Here is a 19,145-nt window from a genome sequence, read left to right as displayed (position 1 = left end):
CTTGGCACGGTGGCGGGATACGGCCCGAGTCGGGGCGGCCGGGGGCGGGGCGCTGTCGGACAGGGCGGTGGTGAGGGACGGGCGGGCGGGTAAGGTCTGCGGCTGTGAGTGGTAGTTCCGCAGCTCTTCAGCCTCCCGCCGACGCCGTGACACCGGTGCGGCACCCCGATGCCCCCGCGCCCGGCGAGCTTCTCGGTGCCCACTACGAACAGTGTTTCGGTTGTGGCCACGAGCAGCCGCACGGGCTGCACCTGGAGGCCCGGGCCGGCGAGGGTGTCTCGCTGACCGCCGAGTTCACCGTGCAGCCCGCCCACCAGGGCGCTCCGGGCCTCGCGCACGGCGGAGTGCTGGCCACCGCCCTCGACGAGACCCTCGGCTCGCTGAACTGGCTGCTGCGCACCATCGCCGTCACCGGACGGCTGGAGACCGACTTCGTGCGGCCGGTCCCGGTGGGCACCACGCTGTACCTGGAGGCCGAGGTCACGGCCGTGGCCGGGCGGAAGATCTACTCCACCGCCACCGGGCGCATCGGCGCCCCCGACGGGCCCGTCGCCGTGCGTGCCGACGCCCTCTTCATCGAGGTGAAGGTCGACCACTTCATCGACCACGGCCGCCGGGAGGAGATCCAGGCCGCGATGAGCGACCCGGACCAGATCCGGCGGGCCCGCGCCTTCGAGGTGAACCCGTGAGCCCCGACAGCCCCGTGAGTCCCCGAAACAACCCCGTGAGTGCCGACAGCCCTGTGAGCGCCGACCATCCCGTGAGTGCCGACAACGCCATGAGTGCCGACAACGCCATGAGTGCCGACAACCTTGTGCGCCCCGAGGAGTTCCCGAGCCCCGTGCGCCGGGATCCCCTGAACGTGCTGATCCGCCGCGTCGACCCGGACGTACCGCTTCCGGCGTACGAGCACCCGGGGGACGCCGGGGCCGATCTGCGCACCACCGAGGCCCGTGAGCTGAAACCCGGTGAGCGGGCGGTGTTGCCCACGGGTGTGTCGATCGCCCTCCCGGAGGGGTACGCGGCCTTCGTGCACCCGCGCTCGGGCCTCGCCGCCCGCTGCGGTGTCGCGCTCGTGAATGCCCCGGGGACGGTTGATGCCGGGTACCGTGGGGAGATCAAGGTGATCGTGGTGAATCTCGACCCGCGCGAGGCCGTGCGGTTCGAGCGCTTCGACCGGATTGCCCAACTGGTCGTCCAGCAGGTCGAGAAGGTCCGCTTCCAGGAGGTCGCGGAACTTCCCGGCTCGGTGCGGGCCGAAGGGGGCTTCGGGTCCACCGGCGGTCATGCCGCGGTGGGCGGCGAAAGCGGCTCAAACGGTCCGGCCGCCATGGGCGGCAGGACGGGTGGGAATCGATACGCTTCGGTCGTATCCGACCGGGAAGGACAGTGACGTGTTCGGACGTCGCAAGAAGAAGGGTGCCGCCGAGGACGCGGCCGGCGAGGCCGAGCAGGTCGTCGACAGCGTCGACACCGAGGCGGACGAGGAAGAGGACGAGGCCGGGCGCGAGCGCGTCCGGCTGGAGCCCGTGCCCCGGCCCGACGGGCCGTGGGACAGCACCGAGGTGCGCGACCCGGCCGAGGGGCGTGTAGACCTCGGCGGTCTCTTCGTGCCGGGCGTCGACGGCATGGAGCTGCGGGTCGAGGTCGCCGGTGACGCGATCGTCGCGGCGACCGTCGTGCTGCGCGACAGCGCCGTTCAGCTGCAGGCCTTCGCCGCGCCCAAGCGCGAGGGCATCTGGGGCGAGGTCCGCGAGGAGATCGCGGGCGGTATCACCCAGCAGGGTGGCATCGTCGACGAGGTCGAGGGCCCGCTGGGCTGGGAACTGCGGGCCCAGGTCCCGGTGCAGCTGCCGGACGGCACCGGCGGCTTCCAGGTCGTGCGCTTCGTCGGTGTGGACGGTCCGCGCTGGTTCCTGCGCGGTGTGATCTCCGGCCAGGGTGCCGTGCAGCCGCAGGCTGCCGGTCTGCTGGAGCAGATCTTCCGGGACACGGTCGTGGTCCGCGGTGAGGGCCCGATGGCGCCCCGCGACCCGATCGTCCTGAAGCTGCCGAACGACGCCCAGATGGTTCCCGAGGGCGTCCAGCAGGAGGAGGGCTCGCGCTTCTCCGGCGGCATGGGCCAGCTGCAGCGAGGGCCGGAGATCACCGAGGTCCGCTGAGCACACCGCTCGACCGAGCAGTACGAGGGCCGCACCCCAGTCCCGGGGTGCGGCCCTTTCGCGTGCGCTCGTGTCCCGGTCCCGGGGGTGCGGCCCTTCTGCATGCGGTCGTTACGACGCCGCACGCCGCACGCCGCACGCCGCACGCCGCACGCCGCACGCCGCACGGTCCCGGGGAGGCGGCCCCTTCGTGTGCGGCCGTAGTCCGAGTCCCGAGGCGCGGCTCTTTCGTCTGCGCGACCCCTTGACGGGCCATTGGTCTGTACCTACGGTCTCCGGCCAACGCCTGCGTTCATGAAGGCGCTCAACGTTCACATAGAAGAACGGAGTCGCTATGCGCCGAACCGGCCTCCTGGCCACGGTCGCCGCCCTCGCCCTCACCGTCCTCGCCGTTCCGGCACACTCCTCCGCCACCCCGGCGCGTTCCGCCGCCGCCCCCGCCGCGTTCGTCCACCCGGGAGTCACCGTCTCCCAGGCGCAGCTGGACTTCATCCGCGGCAAGGTGCTGGCCGGCGCGCAGCCCTGGAAGGGCGCGTACGACCGGATGATGGCGAGCCCGTACGCCGACCTGAACCGCACGCCCAAACCCCGGGCCACCGTGGAGTGCGGCCCCTACTCCGACCCCAACCTCGGCTGCACCGACGAGCGCGAGGACGCGATCGCCGCCTACACCGACGCCCTCGCCTGGTACGTCACCCGCGACGCGCGCTACGCCCAGAAGGCCATCCAGATCATGGACGCCTGGTCGGCCACCATCACCGGCCACACCAACAGCAACGCGCCCCTGCAGACCGGCTGGGCGGGCTCCTCCTGGCCCAAGGCCGCCGAGATCATCAAGTACACGTACACGGGCGGCTGGACCAACGCCGGCCGCTTCTCGACCATGCTGCGCAACGTCTACCTCCCGGTCGTCCTCAAGGGCTCCAACTCGAACGGCAACTGGGAACTGACGATGATGGAGGCCGCCGTCGGCATCTCCGTCTTCCTGGACGACAAGGCGTCGTACGACACCGCGATGGCGAAGTTCCGTACCCGCACGGCCGCCTACGTCTATCTGGCCTCCGACGGCGGCCTGCCGAAGACCGTGCCCAGCCAGAACCTGAACACCCGCGACAAGATCGTCTCCTACTGGCAGGGCCAGTCCACCTTCGTCACCGGGCTCACCCAGGAGACCTGCCGGGACTTCGTGCACACCGGGTACGGCATCTCCGCGATCTCGCACGTCGCCGAGACCAGCCGGATCCAGGGCCAGGACCTCTACGGCACCGACGTCGGCGAGCGGCTGCGGCAGGCGCTCGGCTTCCAGTCCAAGTACCAGCTCGGCGCCGCCGTGCCCGGCTGGCTGTGCGGCGGGTCCCTCAAGCTCGGGCTCGGACCGGTCACCGAGGTCGGCTACAACGCGCTGCACAACCGCCTCGGCATCGCCATGACCAACACCCAGGCGCTGACCCTGGACAACCGTCCGGCGGGCAGCAACAACCTCTTCGTCGCCTGGGAGACGCTCACCCACGGTGACAACCCCAGCTGAACCGTTGAACGGCCGGGCGCCCGCGGCGATACTTGGCGCCCGGCCCACGGGGGCATGGGGACGCGCGGACACCGGGACACGGGGACGCGCGGACACGGGGGAGGCGGCATGAGCCGGGTGCTCACCGGGACCATGGTGCGCGTCGAGGACGTGCACAGGTCCTACGGGCGCGGCGCCGCAGCGGTCCACGCCCTGCGCGGAGTCTCCTTCGAGGTCCCGCGCGGCGAACTCGTCGCCCTCAAGGGGCGCTCGGGCTCCGGCAAGACCACCCTGCTGAACATCGTCGGCGGGCTCGACACCCCCGACCGGGGGCGGGTCGAGGTCGACGGGCAGGACCTGGCCGGGCTGGGCGAGAGCGGGCTGCTGGAGCTGCGCCGGGACCGGATCGGGTTCGTCTTCCAGTCCTTCGGGCTCATTCCGATCCTCACCGCCGCCGAGAACGTCGGCGTACCGCTGCGGCTGCGCCGGGCCGACCCGCGCGAGCGGGAGGAACGCGTCGAACTGCTGCTGTCCCTGGTCGGGCTCGCCGACCACACGGCGCAGCGGCCGGGCGAGCTGTCCGGCGGCCAGCAGCAGCGGGTCGCCATCGCCCGGGCTCTCGCCAACCGCCCCGCGCTGATCATCGCCGACGAGCCGACCGGCCAACTGGACGCCGAGACCGGCCACGGCGTCATGGAGCTGCTGCGGGCCGTCGTCCACAGCGAGCGGGCCACCGCTCTGGTCGCCACGCACGATGCCACCCTGCTCGATCTGGCCGACCGGGTGCTGGAGCTGCGCGACGGGGAAATCGTCGCTCACTGAGGCCGCCCGATGCCGTCAGAGTTGTGTCAAAGACCCCTGTTGACCGGGCCCTCGTCCCGTTTGTCCGCATCGTTGGCCGTAAGGTCGACGCTGCGTATGCAGCAGTGACGGGAAGACAATGGGGCCATGGCACGCGGCAAGCTTCGGATCTACCTCGGCGCGGCACCGGGCGTGGGCAAGACCTACGCCATGCTGTCCGAGGCGCACCGCCGTATCGAGCGGGGCACCGACTGTGCCGTGGGCTTCGTGGAGCACCACGACCGGCCCCGCACCGAGGTGATGCTGCACGGCCTGGAGCAGATCCCGCGCCGGCACCTGGAGTACCGGGGCGGCACCTTCGGCGAGATGGACGTCGACGCGGTGCTGCGCCGCGCCCCCGCCGTCGCCCTCGTGGACGAACTCGCCCACACCAATGTCCCCGGCTCCCGCAACGCCAAGCGCTGGCAGGACGTCGAGGAGCTGCTGGCCGCGGGGATCGACGTCGTCTCCACCGTGAACATCCAGCACCTGGAGTCGCTCGGCGACGTGGTCGAGTCGATCACCGGGGTGCGGCAGCGGGAGACGGTGCCCGACGAGGTCGTACGGCGGGCCGACCAGATCGAGCTGGTCGACATGTCGCCCGAGGCGCTGCGCCGCCGGATGGCGCACGGCAACATCTACAAGCCCGACAAGGTCGACGCGGCGCTCTCCAACTACTTCCGGCCCGGCAACCTCACCGCCCTGCGCGAGCTGGCGCTGCTGTGGGTGGCCGACCGGGTCGACGAGTACCTGACCGAGTACCGCAGTGAACACCGGGTCTCCCGGATCTGGGGTTCGCGCGAGCGGATCGTCGTGGGCCTGACCGGCGGTCCCGAGGGCCGCACCCTGATACGACGGGCCGCCCGGCTGGCCGAGAAGGGCGCCGGCGGCGAGGTCATGGCCGTCTACATAGCCCGCAGTGACGGCCTCACCGCCGCCTCCCCGAAGGAGCTGGCCGTCCAGCGCACCCTCGTGGAGGACCTCGGCGGCACCTTCCACCATGTCGTGGGCGACGACATACCGGCCGCGCTGCTCGACTTCGCACGCGGCGTCAACGCCACCCAGATCGTGCTGGGCTCCTCGCGCCGCAAGGCCTGGCAGTACGTCTTCGGGCCCGGCGTCGGCGCCACGGTCGCCCGGGAGTCCGGACCCGACCTCGACGTGCACATCGTCACCCACGGCGAGGTCGCCAAGGGCCGGGGGCTGCCCGTCGCCCGGGGTGCGCGGCTCGGCCGGGCCCGGATCATCTGGGGCTGGGTGGTCGGACTGGTGGGCCCGACGATCCTCGCGGTGCTGCTGAACACCATCGATCTCGGCCTCGCCAACGACATGCTGCTGTTCCTCGCCGTCACGGTCGCGGCGGCCCTGCTCGGCGGTCTGCTGCCCGCCCTGGCCTCGGCGGCCTTCGGCTCCCTGCTGCTGAACTACTTCTACACCCCGCCCCTGCACCGGCTGACCATCGCCGACCCGAAGAACATCGTCGCCATCGCGATCTTCTTCGGGGTCGCCGTGTCCGTGGCCTCGGTGGTCGACCTCGCCGCCCGCCGCACCCACCAGGCGGCCCGGCTGCGCGCCGAGTCCGAGATCCTCTCCTTCCTCGCCGGGAACGTGCTGCGCGGCGAGACCGGCCTGGAGGAGCTGCTGGAGCGGGTCCGGGAGACCTTCGGCATGGAGTCGGCGGCCCTGCTGGAGCGGGCGGGCGACGTCGAGCCGTGGACCTGCGCGGGACGGGCCGGGTTCGGACCGCCCCTGGAGCGGCCCGAGGACGCCGACGTCGACGTGCCGGTCGGCGACCACATGGCGCTGGCCCTCACGGGCCGGGTGCTGCCCGCCGAGGACCGCCGGGTGCTCGCCGCCTTCGCCGCCCAGTCCGCCGTCGTGCTGGACCGCCGGCGCCTCCAGGAGGAGGCGGACCGGGCCCGCACGCTCGCCGAGGGCAACCGCATCCGCACCGCCCTGCTCGCCGCCGTCAGCCACGATCTGCGTACCCCGCTCGCCGGCATCAAGGCCGCCGTCTCCTCGCTGCGCTCCGACGACGTGGCCTGGTCCGAGGAGGACCGGGCGGAGCTGCTGGAGGGCATCGAGGAGGGCGCCGACCGGCTCGACCACCTCGTCGGCAACCTGCTCGACATGTCCCGCCTGCAGACCGGCACCGTCACCCCGCTGATCCGCGAGATCGACGTGGACGAGGTGGTCCCGATGGCCCTGGTCGGCGTACCCGAGGACAGCGTCGAGCTGGATGTCCCCGAGACGCTGCCCATGGTGGAGGTCGACCCCGGGCTGCTGGAGCGGTCCGTGGCCAACCTGGTGGAGAACGCCGTCAAGTACAGCCCGCCGGGACAGCGTGTCCTGGTGGCCGCCAGCGCCCTGGTCGACCGGGTCGAGGTGCGCATCGTGGACCGCGGACCCGGGGTGCCGGACGTGGCGAAGGACCGCATCTTCGAGCCCTTCCAGCGCTACGGCGACGCCCCGCGCGGGGCCGGGGTCGGTCTCGGCCTCGCGGTCGCCCGCGGCTTCGCCGAGGCCATGGGCGGCACCCTGAACGCCGAGGACACGCCGGGCGGCGGGCTCACCATGGTGCTCAGCCTCCGCGCGGCAGGATCACGTCCCGAGTCGCTCCCCCTCGGGGAGTCCAGCACAGAACCAGAAAGGCAGGCCCTATGACCCGGGTGCTCGTGGTCGACGACGAGCCGCAGATCGTGCGCGCCCTCGTGATCAACCTCAAGGCACGCAAGTACGAGGTCGACGCGGCTCCCGACGGCAGGACCGCCCTCGAACTCGCCGCCTCCCGCCACCCCGACGTGGTCGTCCTCGACCTGGGCCTGCCCGACATGGACGGCGTCGAGGTGATCAAGGGGCTGCGCGGCTGGACCCGGGTGCCGATCCTGGTGCTGTCCGCCCGCCACTCCTCCGACGAGAAGGTGGAGGCGCTGGACGCGGGCGCCGACGACTACGTCACCAAGCCCTTCGGCATGGACGAGCTGCTGGCCCGGCTGCGGGCCGCCGTGCGCCGGGCCGAGCCGGTCGGGCCCGGCGACGATGATGTGACGACCGTGGAGACCGAGGGCTTCACCGTCGACCTGGCCGCGAAGAAGGTCAACCGCTCCGGCAGGGACGTCCGCCTCACCCCGACCGAGTGGCACCTGCTGGAGGTGCTGGTCCGCAACACCGGCCGCCTGGTCAGCCAGAAACAGCTGCTGCAGGAGGTGTGGGGGCCGTCGTACGGCACGGAGACCAACTACCTGCGCGTGTACATGGCCCAGCTGCGCCGGAAGCTGGAGACGGATCCGTCGCACCCGAAGCACTTCATCACGGAGCCGGGGATGGGGTACCGCTTCGAGAGGTGAGGGGCGGGGCGGCCGGGGTCCGCGGGGCCGGGAGTCCGCGGTGCCGGGGGCCCCGTGCTCCCGGGGATCCGGGAGCACGGGGCCGGGGTCGGCGCCGGCGGCTCGGGAGGCGACGGGCAGGCCGGTCCGGGAGGCGACGGGCGGGGCGGTCCGGGAGGCGACGGGCAGGCCGGTCCGGCAGGCGGCAGGCAGGGCGGTCCGGGAGACGGCGGGCGGGGCGGTCCGGAGGCGACGGGCAGGCCGGTCCGGGGATCGAAGTGAGCTGCGCTACGGCGCCGTGGGTGTGCCCCGGTACGCTTCACGTATGAGTGCTGTTCCTCGTTCCGAAAAGCCGGCCGGCCGGTTCCGGCGGATGCTCGACCGGCTCTCCTCGTCGCAGGAGGACCTGGAGTCCGAGGAGCTGCGGGAGGACGCCGAGACGGCGGGCTGTACCCGGATCGGTGACTGTCTGGACCGCCAGATCGTCACCGTAACTGGTACCTTGCGCACGGTCACCCTGCGACCGCGTGCCGGAGTCCCGGCCCTGGAGGCGGAGCTGTTCGACGGTTCCGCCGCGCTGGACGTGGTGTGGCTCGGCAGGCGCTCCATCGTGGGCATAGAACCGGGGCGCAAGCTGATCGCATCGGGCCGGATCTCGATGAGCCGTGGCCGCCGGGTGCTCTTCAACCCGAAATACGAACTGCGACCCCTCGGACGGGAGTAGCCGGTGACGTCCCTCGACAAGCCGACCGAAGACACCGAACAGGCTCGGGCGCACGACGCCCGAGCGGTCACCGAGGCCGCGCTGTTCGAGGCGTTCGGCGGTGTCCGTGGCATGGTCGAGACGGTCCTGCCCGGTCTCCTCTTCGTCGCGATCTTCACGGTCAACAAGGACCTGCATGTCTCGGCGATCGCCGCACTGGCCGTGTCGCTGGTGCTGGTCGTCGTCCGGCTGGTGCGCAAGGACACCGTCAAGCACGCCTTCAGCGGTGTCTTCGGCGTGGCCTTCGGTGTGGTGTTCGCGATGTTCACGGGCAACGCGAAGGACTTCTACCTCCCCGGCATGCTCTACACGCTGGGTCTCGCGCTGGCCTACATCATCACGACCCTCGCGGGTGTGCCCCTGATCGGTCTCATCCTCGGCCCGGTCTTCAAGGAGAACCTCTCCTGGCGCACCCGCAACCCCGGCCGCAAGAAGGCCTACGCGAAGGCCAGTTGGGCCTGGGGCCTGATCCTGCTCGCCAAGTGCGCGATCCTCTTCCCGCTGTACTGGTGGGCCGACACGGCCCAGCTCGGCTGGGTGCTGGTGACGCTGAAGATCCCGCCGTTCCTGCTGGCCGTGTGGCTCACCTGGGTCTTCCTGGCGAAGGCGCCCGCGCCGATCGACGTGTTCGCGGAGATGGAGGCCGAGGAGAAGGCCGAGGAGGAGCGCAAGGCGGCGCTGGCCGCCGAGGGCGGCGAGAACACCGGCGGACGGCACCGCCGGGAGGCGTAGACAGCCGTCGTACGACCGAAGACAGCCGTCGTACGACGAGAAGGGGCGCCCTTGTCGCCAAGGGCGCCCCTTCTCGTGGAACCGGCTCTCGAACTCGTGGAATCAGCTCTCGCGCCGCACCGACAGCAGTTCCTCCAGCTGCTCCTCACGGGCCTGCGCGGCCACGAAGAGGAGCTCGTCGCCCGGCTCCAGGGAGTCCTCCTTGGAGGGGGTCAGGACGCGGGTACCGCGGATGATCGTGACCAGGGAGGTGTCCTCGGGCCACTCCACATCGCCGACCTGAGTGCCGGCCAGGGCCGACTCCTCGGGCAGGGTCAGCTCCACGAGGTTGGCGTCGCCGTGGCTGAAGCGGAGCAGGCGGACCAGGTCGCCGACGCTCACCGCCTCCTCGACCAGGGCGGACATCAGACGCGGGGTGGAGACGGCCACGTCCACGCCCCAGGACTCGTTGAAGAGCCACTCGTTCTTGGGGTTGTTCACACGGGCGACGACGCGCGGAACGCCGTACTCCGTCTTCGCCAGCAGCGAGACGACCAGGTTGACCTTGTCGTCGCCCGTGGCGGCGATGACCACGTTGCAGCGCTGGAGCGCCGCCTCGTCCAGGGAGGTGATCTCACAGGCGTCGGCCAGCAGCCACTCCGCCTGCGGCACCCGCTCCACCGAGATGGCGGTCGGGGCCTTGTCGATGAGCAGGATCTCGTGGCCGTTCTCCAGCAGCTCGCCCGCGATCGAGCGGCCGACGGCGCCGGCTCCGGCAATGGCGACCCTCATCAGTGACCGCCCTCCTCTTCCGGGCCTCCGGCGAACGCCGCCTCGACCTTGTCGACGTCGTCCGTCCGCATCATCACGTGCACGAGGTCGCCCTCCTGCAGCACCGTCTGCGAGGTGGGCAGGATCGCCTCGCCCAGGCGGGTCAGGAACGCCACGCGGACGCCCGTCTCGTCCTGCAGCTTGCTGATCTTGTGCCCGACCCACTTCGGGGAGGCGTGCACCTCGGCGAGCTGGACACCACCGGTGGGGTCGCGCCACAGCGGCTCGGCGCCCGAGGGCAGCAGGCGGCGCAGCATCTGGTCGGCCGTCCAGCGGACGGTGGCCACGGTGGGGATGCCCAGACGCTGGTAGACCTCGGCGCGGCGGGGGTCGTAGATCCGGGCGGCCACGTTCTCCACGCCGAACATCTCGCGGGCCACGCGCGCGGAGATGATGTTGGAGTTGTCACCGCTGGAGACGGCGGCGAAGGCGCCGGCCTCCTCGATGCCCGCCTCGCGCAGGGTGTCCTGGTCGAAGCCGACTCCGGTGACCCGGCGGCCTCCGAATCCCGGGCCCAGCCTGCGGAAGGCGGTGGGGTCCTGGTCGATCACAGCGACCGTGTGCCCCTGTTGCTCCAGGGTCTGGGCAAGAGCGGAACCCACTCTTCCACAGCCCATGATGACGATGTGCACGACCGTCCTTCCGGTGTCCAAAAAGTTGCTGCTCAGCATCAGGGTCTCAGACCGACGCCCAAAGCTACACACGTGCACTTCGGGGCGGGCACCCCTGTGCGGGGGTTTCCGGGATCACCGGAGCCGGTCCCCGTCGGCGCGTGATGCTGCGCACGCTGCACAGGGTCAGGATTCCGAGGCCGAGGAGGGCGGCCGTCGCCCCGATCAGCTCTGCGGTCGCGGGCATGGGACCTCCGAAGGGCAGTGACAGGCGGGGTCTGCCATCTAGACACGGAGTGCGCGCGGACCACGGAATCCGCAGTTCCGTGCGCCGTCGATTTCACTCGTGAGGCAGATCTCAGACACCGGGTGGGCGACTCCGCGCGTTAAGCCCTACGATCCTCTGTCGTGTCCAAACTGACCGACGTGCCCAAACGGATTCTGATCGGGCGCGCTCTGCGCAGTGACCGGCTGGGCGAAACGCTCCTGCCGAAGCGCATCGCACTCCCCGTCTTCGCCTCCGACCCGCTGTCCTCCGTGGCCTATGCGCCGGGGGAGGTTCTGCTGGTCCTGTCCGTCGCGGGCGTGTCGGCGTACCACTTCAGCCCCTGGATCGCGGTCGCGGTCGTGGTGCTGATGTTCACGGTCGTCGCCTCCTACCGGCAGAACGTCCACGCCTACCCGAGCGGCGGCGGCGACTACGAGGTGGCCACCACCAACCTCGGCCCCGCGGCCGGCCTCACCGTGGCCAGCGCCCTGCTCGTCGACTACGTCCTGACCGTCGCCGTCTCCATCGCCTCCGGCATCGAGAACCTCGGCTCCGCGGTCCCCTTCGTCGTCGAGCACAAGGTGCTCTGCGCGGTCGCCGTGATCGTCCTGCTGACGCTGATGAACCTGCGCGGCGTGAAGGAGTCCGGCAAACTCTTCGCGATCCCGACGTACGTCTTCGTCGGCGGCGTCTTCATCATGATCGCGTGGGGCGCCTTCCGCGGCCTGGTCCTCGGCGACAGCATGCACGCCCCGACGGCCGACTACCACATCAAGGCCGAGCACCAGGGCCTCGCGGGCTTCGCCCTGGTCTTCCTGCTGCTGCGGGCCTTCTCCTCCGGCTGTGCCGCGCTCACCGGCGTCGAGGCGATCTCCAACGGCGTCCCGGCCTTCCGCAAGCCCAAGTCGAAGAACGCGGCGACCACGCTCGCGATGATGGGCCTGCTGGCCGTGACCATGTTCTGCGGCATCATCGTCCTCGCCATGTCGACCAAGGTCCGCATGGCCGAGAACCCGGCCACCGACCTGATCCACAACGGCGTCCCGCTCGGCTCCGGCTATGTCCAGAACCCGGTGATCTCGCAGGTCGCCGAGGCGGTGTTCGGCAAGGGCAGCTTCCTGTTCATCGTGCTCGCCGCCGCGACGGCCCTGGTCCTGTTCCTCGCGGCGAACACGGCGTACAACGGCTTCCCGCTGCTCGGCTCGATCCTCGCCCAGGACCGCTACCTCCCGCGCCAGCTGCACACCCGGGGCGACCGCCTCGCCTTCTCCAACGGCATCGTGCTGCTCGCCGGCGCGGCGATGCTGCTGACCGTCATCTACGGCGCCGACTCCACCCGTCTGATCCAGCTGTACATCGTCGGCGTGTTCGTGTCCTTCACGCTCAGCCAGACCGGCATGGTCCGGCACTGGAACCGCCACCTGGCGGTGGAGAAGGACCCGGCCAAGCGCCGCCACATGGTCCGCTCCCGCGCGATCAACGCGTTCGGCGCGTTCTTCACCGGCCTGGTGCTGGTCGTCGTCCTGGTCACCAAGTTCACGCACGGTGCCTGGGTCGCCCTGCTGGGCATGTGCATCTTCTACGCGACGATGACCGCGATCCGGAAGCACTACGACCGCGTCGCCGAGGAGATCGCGGCCCCCGAGGGCCCGAGCGACGACAGCGTCCGGCCCTCCCGGGTCCACTCGGTCGTCCTCATCTCCAAGATCCACCGCCCCACCCTGCGCGCCCTGGCCTACGCCAAGCTGATGCGCTCGGACACCCTGGAGGCGGTCACGGTCAACGTCGACCCGGCGGAGACCAAGGCGCTGCGCGAGGAGTGGGAGCGACGCGGCATCGACGTACCCCTGAAGGTCCTCGACTCGCCGTACCGCGAGGTCACCCGCCCGGTGATCGAGTACGTCAAGGGCCTGCGCAAGGAGTCCCCGCGCGACGCGATCTCGGTGATCATCCCCGAGTACGTGGTCGGCCACTGGTACGAGCACCTGCTGCACAACCAGAGCGCCCTGCGCCTGAAGGGCCGCCTGCTGTTCACGCCCGGGGTGATGGTGACCTCCGTGCCCTACCAGCTGGCCTCCTCCGAGGCGGCCCGCAACAGGGCCCGCAGGCGGCAGGAGTGGAGCGCGCCGGGCGCGGTCCGGCGCGGTCCGGCGGCCGAGCGGCCCAAGGAACCGTCACCGGCCAACGACTGAGCCGGGCGGGAGAGGCCGTAGACTGGTGGGCTGTTGTCAGGCCCACCGGTCGCGGCCGCTTCCCTTCCCGAACCTCTCTTCCCGATCTGGAGCCACCCCACCATGCAGGCAGAACCGACCCAGTCTCTGGTGGGTGAGGAGTACGAGGTCGAGATCGGCCCCGTCGCCCACGGCGGCCACTGCATCGCCCGTACGTCCGAGGGCCAGGTGCTGTTCGTCCGGCACGCGCTGCCCGGCGAGCGGGTGCTGGCCCGGGTGACGGAAGGCGAGGAGGGCGCCCGCTTCCTGCGCGCGGACGCCGTCGAGATCCTGGAGGCCTCCAAGGACCGCGTCGAGGCGCCCTGCCCCTTCGCCGGCCCCGGCCGCTGCGGCGGCTGCGACTGGCAGCACGCCAAGCCGGGCGCCCAGCGCCGGCTGAAGGGCGAGGTGATCGCCGAGCAGCTCCAGCGGCTCGCGGGCCTCACCCCCGAGGAGGCGGGCTGGGACGGCACGGTCATGCCGGCCGAGGGCGACAAGCTGCCCGCGGGCGAGGTGCCCCAGTGGCGGACCCGGGTGCAGTACGCGGTGGACGCCGACGGCAACGCCGGACTGCGCCGCCACCGCTCGCACGAGGTCGAGCCGATCGACCGCTGCATGATCGCCGCGCCCGGCGTCACCGAACTCGGCATCGAGGACCGGGACTGGGCCGGCATGGCGTCCGTCGAGGCGATCGCCGCGACGGGATCCCAGGACCGCATGGTGATCCTGGAGCCCCGGCCCGGCGCCCGGCTGCCGCTCGTCGAGCTCGACCGGCCCGTCTCCGTCATGCGCGTCGACGAGAAGGACGGCGGCATCCACCGTGTCCACGGCCGCGCGTTCGTGCGTGAGCGCGCCGACGACCGCACGTACCGGGTCGGCAGCGGCGGCTTCTGGCAGGTCCACCCGAAGGCGGCCGACACCCTGGTGAAGGCGGTCATGCAGGGCCTGCTGCCCCGCAAGGGTGAGATGGCCCTCGACCTGTACTGCGGCGTCGGCCTCTTCGCCGGCGCCCTCGCGGACCGCCTCGGTGAGAAGGGCGCGGTGCTCGGCATCGAGTCCGGCAAGCGGGCGGTGGAGGACGCGCGGCACAACCTGGCGGACTTCCCGCGGGTCCGCGTCGAACAGGGCAAGGTCGAGTCGGTCCTGCCGCGTACCGGTATCACCGAGGTCGACCTCATCGTCCTCGACCCGCCGCGCGCGGGCGCGGGCCGCAGGACGGTCGAACACCTCTCCTCCCTGGGCGCCCGCCGCATCGCCTACGTCGCCTGCGATCCCGCTGCGCTGGCCCGGGACCTGGGGTACTTCCGGGAGGGCGGCTACCGGGTGCGGACGCTGCGGGCGTTCGATCTGTTTCCGATGACGCATCATGTGGAGTGCGTTGCCATCCTTGAACCGGCCGCGAAGGGCGCCTGACCTGCGACTTCGTGCGTGCGCACGATGTGTGTCGCGGGCGTTGCGGGCGATGTCCTGACGCTGAAACGACGCTCGTGACGCTCAAACGACACCTGTTCTGACGGAGCGTCACCTGACTGATCGTGCGGGTCGTGCCAGGTGGAAGGGCGCGGGCCGCGTTGCGGAACCTCGCCATCGGGGCGCTTCACCTGCACGGACGCGACGACACCGCCGAGGCCACCCGCCGGGCAGAACACCCGTTCCACATACCCGGACTCACATCATGATGTGGGAACGGCCGTGCTTGCGGACCACTGCACGCGGAGCGGGCCGGGAATGGTCTGCGCGGCGTTGTCTCGCCGGCGAGACAGGCGCAGCATGGGAAGAGCCTGCGAGGGTATTCACGTGCCGCGGCGAAGTGGTGTCGGCCGCCGTTCGGATGTCGGGTGTCGGATTGTTTGCACAGGAGAGTCATGGCGAACCCAGTTCGAGGATCAGGGAGATGGCCGATGAGTCGCGGCAGAGAGGCGGCGGGCAGGTGACGATCGGCATCGGTGACGGCGGCCTGGCCGTCCGCGGCTATCTCGACGGGCTGATCCGGGCGCGACTGACCAGCCCGTTCAGCTACGACGTCCCGTTGGTCTCGCTCGGGTTCGACTCGCTCGCGGCCATCGAGCTGTGGAGCCGGCTGCGGACCGACCTCGGTGTGGACGTCCCGGCCGGCGAGCTGCTGGACCTCACCCTGGATGGCCTGACGGCGCGAGTGCGGGAGGAAGGTGGGTCTGTCGCCGCGTCCGCGTCCGCTGCCGGACCGGTTGCCGGCGGACCCGCCGGGGCAGACCTCGACGACACCTCTCCGGAGGCGGCCGCGCAGCTGCTGGCGACCCTCGACGGCCTGGACGACGCGGGGATGGAGCGCCTGGCGGCCGGACTCGGACCCGGATCCGAGACGACGCCCGCGGACTGAGCTCGGCCTCCCCGACACGGGCCGTCCATCGTTCGTGCCGGCCGACGACCTGTGCGGTGATCGAGGCTCTACTGGTGAATCTCATGATCGGTGACACGCGCTGCGAGGGGAGTCCGCTCTTGAACGGCCTTCTCACAACCGTTGAACGCCGGGTCGCCCCTTTGGCACGGTAGGCACGTGATCGGCAAAGCCGAGGACGCGATTCCCAAGAAGTCCCTGTGGTACAACCGAGACTTCATGCTCTTGTGGAGTGGGCAGGCCGCCAGTGAACTCGGCTCGTCGGTCTCCCTCCTGGCGATCCCGCTTGCCGCGAGCCGATGATGTGTGCGACATCGGTCGCCTGCTGCTGCTGACCCCGATCCCGCCGGCCACGCTGCCCGGATTGCACCTCACCTTCGCGCGGCTTCTGATCGTCTCGCCGCTCAGCGGGGTTCCAGCGGTCTTCTTCGACATCGCTGTACGAGCTACGTCCCGGTGCTGCTCCCCGGCGACGAGCGAATGGACGCCAACGGGAAGCCGGGCACGACGGCGTCGTTCGCAGAATTAGCCGGGCCGTCGATCGGTGGCGGGCTCGTGCGCTTCATCCCCCGGGGCTGGATGCCGGTCGGCGTGGTCGTCGGCGGCATGCTGGGCACGGCGGTGGGGTGCGTGAGACGCTACGGGTCTCGGTGATCGGTTGCCGGTGTGCGGGGTTGTAGGTGTCCTTCTCGCTGCTGCGGAGGACGCGGGACCCGGACATGATCGAGGAGGCCCGGTCGGACGAATCGGCGGCGGATGCCGGGCCCGAGGCCGAGCCGGCCACCGACGAAACTCGACCGACCAAATACACATCCCGTTGTGGAGCCTCGATGAGTTCCTCCTCTGTCTTCCTGAGCGGACCGCAGTACGTGCTGGGGGAGATCGCGTCGCACCATACCGAGACTCCGGATCTGGAGGCGCGGGCCGGTGAACTAGGGCTGCCGTATGCCCCGGAGCTCTGGGGCTGGGGCCATGTGCACCGGAGCCACAAGTCGCTGGAGGACCTGGCGGTCGAGGCGGGCAAGGCGACTCTCCGCGCCGCCGGCGTCGACCCCACCTCCGTCGACGCACTGGTGCTGTGCTGTACCAGTTTTCCAGGGGGGCCGGACAGCCACGGCAGTTTCGTGCGGACCATCTCGGAGGGGTTGGGAACGCGTGAGACCGACTTCCTCGGCATCACGCTCGACCGATGCACGAACCTGCTGGCGGGCCTGCGAGTCGCCGAGGCCTTCGTAACTGCCGGAACCCATCGGCGGGTCCTGGTCATCACCACCGACAGAGTCACTGTCGAGGCGGAAAGACTGGCCAAGTTCGCCCTGTTCAGCGATGGCGCGGCCGGTGTGCTGGTGTCGGACACCGACGGGGAGTACGAGATCGTCGCAAGTGCCGCAGCGCACGAGCTGAAGGACCTGGACTGGTCGAACCAGATCAGTCCGGACCTCTCCCGCCGCGTGAACACGCAGCTGATGAAACGTGCATCCATCGGAATCGACCAGGTCGACATCCTCATGCACGCCAATATCTTCGAAGCCATCATCGTGATGAAAGAGCTTCAGGCGGGATTTGACGCAGCGCAGTTGTACACAGACAACATCGCACGGGTAGGCCACTGCTTCGCCGCTGACCCGATCATCAATCTGACGGACCTCGCAGCAGCCGGTCGCCTTCGCGACAACGGCCACTACCTGCTGGCCGCCTCGGTTCCTGGAGTACGGTACGGAGTTCTGCTCCGCAAGCAGACGCGCTAGCACTCGAACCGGCATTTTCGGAATGGTCGGCGGGAGCGTTGTCTCGCTGGCGAGACAGGCGTCGGCCGGCATGTCGCAGCAGGCTCATGGCGAAGACGGCAGGCAGAGCGCGGATGCTGCGGTCGTACGGTTTCCGACACCAGACGATCATCAGGTTCCGTGCCTTCTTGTCGAATCCCCGCCACGAAGTGATCAACCGACATCGGCGAAGTGAAGATGCGCCTGGTGATCCACGGTTTTCGCCGTCCGTCATGCCCGTGAGTCCGCGACCATCGTCGTCTCCTGATGGGGAGGAGGCCCGTCATGGCGCCGACATCGGCGTGGTGCCGCGAGAGGGCGGCGGATTCTGGCGGGGCCGCGCTTCGGGCGCGTAGGTTTCACCGAGCATCGCCTGATCAAGGTGCCGCCGGGCTCACGGCCGTCCCGACCGATGCTGACCTGCGAATCTGAAAGGGCGACATGACTTACGCGCTGTTCACTGGTCTCGATGAGGGCATCCTGGCGTTGCCGTTCTACGAGGAGCAGCACCGCACGTTGGCCGTGGAGCTCGCCGACTGGTGCGCCGGCCACGCCGGCCTGTGGTCACGTCCTCTGGAGCAGACCCCGGAGAAGGCCGGCAGGGGGATCCTGAGCGCGCTCGGCTCCGCCGGATGGCTGGGATTCCTCGATCCCGCGAACGGGTCCGCCGCCGGTGACCACCGCTCGATCTGTCTGGCCAGGGAGATCCTTGCGTACGCCGACGATCTGGCGGACTTCGCCTTCTCCATCCAGGCGCTGTCGGCGACCACGATCGTCCAGTACGGAAACAGTGAGCAGCAGCTGGAATATCTGCCGCGAATGGCGTCGGGCGAGGTGGCGGGATCGTTCGCGATCTCGGAGGAGGAGGCCGGCTCCGACATCTCGGCAGTCGGTCTGACTGCCGACCGAGTGTCCGACGGCTATCTGTTGAACGGCCGAAAGGCCTGGATCGCCAATGCCGGCATCGCGGATCTGCACTGCGTGATCGCGCGAACGGGTGGGGGACCCGGTGCGCTGGGGCTCACGGCGTTTCTGGTGCCGGCGCGAACGCCTGGAGTCCGGGTGCTGGAGGAGGTGCGGTTGGTTGCTCCGCGCTCGTTCGGACACCTGGCCTTCGAAGACTGCCTGGTTCCCGAATCGAGCGTCCTCGGACGCCCCGGACAGGGGTTCGTGGTCGCGACGGACCTGCTGGAGCGATTCCGGATGACGGTGGGGGCGGCCGCGGTGGGGTTTGCGCGGCGCGCTGCCGACTCGGCAGTCCAGCGGGCCCGTGAGCGGCGGATCCACGGCGGCAGGCTGATGGACCTTCAGCTGGTGAAGGGTGCGCTTGCCGACATGGAAATAAAGCTGAACTACTCTGCGATGCTGGTCGCGCGGGCTGCGTGGGAGCTCGACCACGGGAACCCCGGCTACGCGAAGCACTCGAGTATCGCCAAGTTGGCCGCCACCGAGGCCGCACAGGAGATCGTCGACGCTGCCGTCCAGATCCACGGGGCAGCCGGCCTGGTTGCCGACAGCGTCCCCGAGCGCTTGTACCGGCAGGTCAGGTCCCTGCGTATCTACGAGGGAGCGTCCGAGGTCCAGAAGATGATCATCGCGGACGCGCTGGGACGACGGCCGCACGCGGGCCGATCCCGAGCAGCATCCGGACGCAGTGCAAGTCAAGTGGAGCGCTGACTTGTCCTCCCCTGTCGTAGCAATGACATGGGCAGATCCGTACCCATACATCCTGGCTCACCCTGGCTGCCGGGTACGGAAAGACATTTGATGCAT

Annotated in this window: 17 protein-coding genes; 15 read left to right on the top strand and 2 right to left on the bottom strand. The window is 70.3% G+C overall.

Features of this window, described 5'->3' with window-relative positions; all coding sequences use genetic code 11:
• Nucleotides 1–104: 104 nt before the first annotated feature.
• The 9 genes from ACZ7P3_RS35190 to ACZ7P3_RS35150 all read left to right on the top strand — a co-directional run bounded on the left by ACZ7P3_RS35190 (nt 105) and on the right by ACZ7P3_RS35150 (nt 9,330).
• A complete protein-coding gene (locus ACZ7P3_RS35190) occupies nt 105–689 on the top strand; it encodes a PaaI family thioesterase (RefSeq protein WP_472087942.1) in 585 nt (194 codons plus the stop codon).
• Between the two features lie 152 nt (nt 690–841).
• Entirely contained in the window at nt 842–1,393 is a 552-nt protein-coding gene (gene dut, locus ACZ7P3_RS35185) for a dUTP diphosphatase (RefSeq protein WP_472088156.1), read from the top strand.
• A 1-nt stretch (nt 1,394) separates the two neighbouring features.
• Entirely contained in the window at nt 1,395–2,162 is a 768-nt protein-coding gene (locus ACZ7P3_RS35180; protein ID WP_472087940.1) for a DUF3710 domain-containing protein, read from the top strand.
• 334 nt (nt 2,163–2,496) lie between these two features.
• Nucleotides 2,497–3,690: an alginate lyase family protein gene (locus tag ACZ7P3_RS35175; RefSeq protein ID WP_472087938.1), complete on the top strand. Its 1,194-nt coding sequence runs from the start codon at nt 2,497–2,499 to the stop codon at nt 3,688–3,690.
• 108 nt (nt 3,691–3,798) lie between these two features.
• Nucleotides 3,799–4,491 (top strand): ABC transporter ATP-binding protein, encoded by a 693-nt coding sequence (locus ACZ7P3_RS35170; protein WP_472087936.1) that lies wholly within the window; start codon nt 3,799–3,801, stop codon nt 4,489–4,491.
• Between the two features lie 126 nt (nt 4,492–4,617).
• Nucleotides 4,618–7,173, top strand: coding sequence for a DUF4118 domain-containing protein (locus ACZ7P3_RS35165; protein WP_472087934.1), 2,556 nt, complete (start codon nt 4,618–4,620; stop codon nt 7,171–7,173).
• Nucleotides 7,170–7,856 carry a response regulator gene (locus ACZ7P3_RS35160; protein WP_472087932.1) on the top strand — a complete coding sequence of 229 codons (687 nt, stop codon included), beginning with the start codon at nt 7,170–7,172 and terminating at the stop codon, nt 7,854–7,856. Before ACZ7P3_RS35165 ends, ACZ7P3_RS35160 begins: the two co-directional genes overlap by 4 nt.
• A gap of 304 nt (nt 7,857–8,160) precedes the next feature.
• Nucleotides 8,161–8,559, top strand: coding sequence for an OB-fold nucleic acid binding domain-containing protein (locus ACZ7P3_RS35155; RefSeq protein ID WP_472087930.1), 399 nt, complete (start codon nt 8,161–8,163; stop codon nt 8,557–8,559).
• A 3-nt stretch (nt 8,560–8,562) separates the two neighbouring features.
• Nucleotides 8,563–9,330, top strand: coding sequence for a DUF3159 domain-containing protein (locus tag ACZ7P3_RS35150; RefSeq protein ID WP_472087928.1), 768 nt, complete (start codon nt 8,563–8,565; stop codon nt 9,328–9,330).
• A 102-nt stretch (nt 9,331–9,432) separates the two neighbouring features.
• Here the strand turns inward: ACZ7P3_RS35150 and ACZ7P3_RS35145 are convergent, their stop codons facing one another.
• Both ACZ7P3_RS35145 and ACZ7P3_RS35140 read right to left on the bottom strand, forming a co-directional pair.
• Nucleotides 9,433–10,101, bottom strand: a complete 669-nt coding sequence (locus ACZ7P3_RS35145; RefSeq protein WP_472087926.1) for a potassium channel family protein — start codon at nt 10,099–10,101, stop codon at nt 9,433–9,435.
• On the bottom strand, nt 10,101–10,772 hold the full coding sequence (locus ACZ7P3_RS35140; RefSeq protein ID WP_189983967.1) for a potassium channel family protein: 672 nt from the start codon (nt 10,770–10,772) through the stop codon (nt 10,101–10,103). Before ACZ7P3_RS35140 ends, ACZ7P3_RS35145 begins: the two co-directional genes overlap by 1 nt.
• A 387-nt stretch (nt 10,773–11,159) precedes the next feature.
• On the opposite strand from ACZ7P3_RS35140, the gene ACZ7P3_RS35135 reads away from it, so the two are divergent.
• From ACZ7P3_RS35135 to ACZ7P3_RS35110, 6 genes are all read left to right on the top strand, one after another.
• Complete coding sequence (locus ACZ7P3_RS35135) at nt 11,160–13,211, top strand: APC family permease (RefSeq protein WP_472087924.1); 2,052 nt, start codon at nt 11,160–11,162, stop codon at nt 13,209–13,211.
• Nucleotides 13,212–13,313: 102 nt separating this feature from the next.
• A complete protein-coding gene (locus ACZ7P3_RS35130) occupies nt 13,314–14,642 on the top strand; it encodes a class I SAM-dependent RNA methyltransferase (RefSeq protein ID WP_472087922.1) in 1,329 nt (442 codons plus the stop codon).
• 481 nt (nt 14,643–15,123) lie between these two features.
• Entirely contained in the window at nt 15,124–15,588 is a 465-nt protein-coding gene (locus ACZ7P3_RS35125) for an acyl carrier protein (protein WP_472087920.1), read from the top strand.
• Nucleotides 15,589–15,765: 177 nt separating this feature from the next.
• Complete coding sequence (locus ACZ7P3_RS35120; protein ID WP_472087918.1) at nt 15,766–15,909, top strand: hypothetical protein; 144 nt, start codon at nt 15,766–15,768, stop codon at nt 15,907–15,909.
• A gap of 416 nt (nt 15,910–16,325) precedes the next feature.
• Nucleotides 16,326–17,354, top strand: a complete 1,029-nt coding sequence (locus tag ACZ7P3_RS35115) for a 3-oxoacyl-ACP synthase (RefSeq protein WP_472087916.1) — start codon at nt 16,326–16,328, stop codon at nt 17,352–17,354.
• A gap of 459 nt (nt 17,355–17,813) precedes the next feature.
• A complete protein-coding gene (locus ACZ7P3_RS35110) occupies nt 17,814–19,049 on the top strand; it encodes an acyl-CoA dehydrogenase family protein (RefSeq protein ID WP_472087914.1) in 1,236 nt (411 codons plus the stop codon).
• The last annotated feature ends 96 nt before the right edge of the window (nt 19,050–19,145 follow it).

Source organism: Streptomyces sp. NPDC107581 (assembly GCF_055657175.1).
This window is presented reverse-complemented; position numbering and strand designations above follow the sequence as displayed.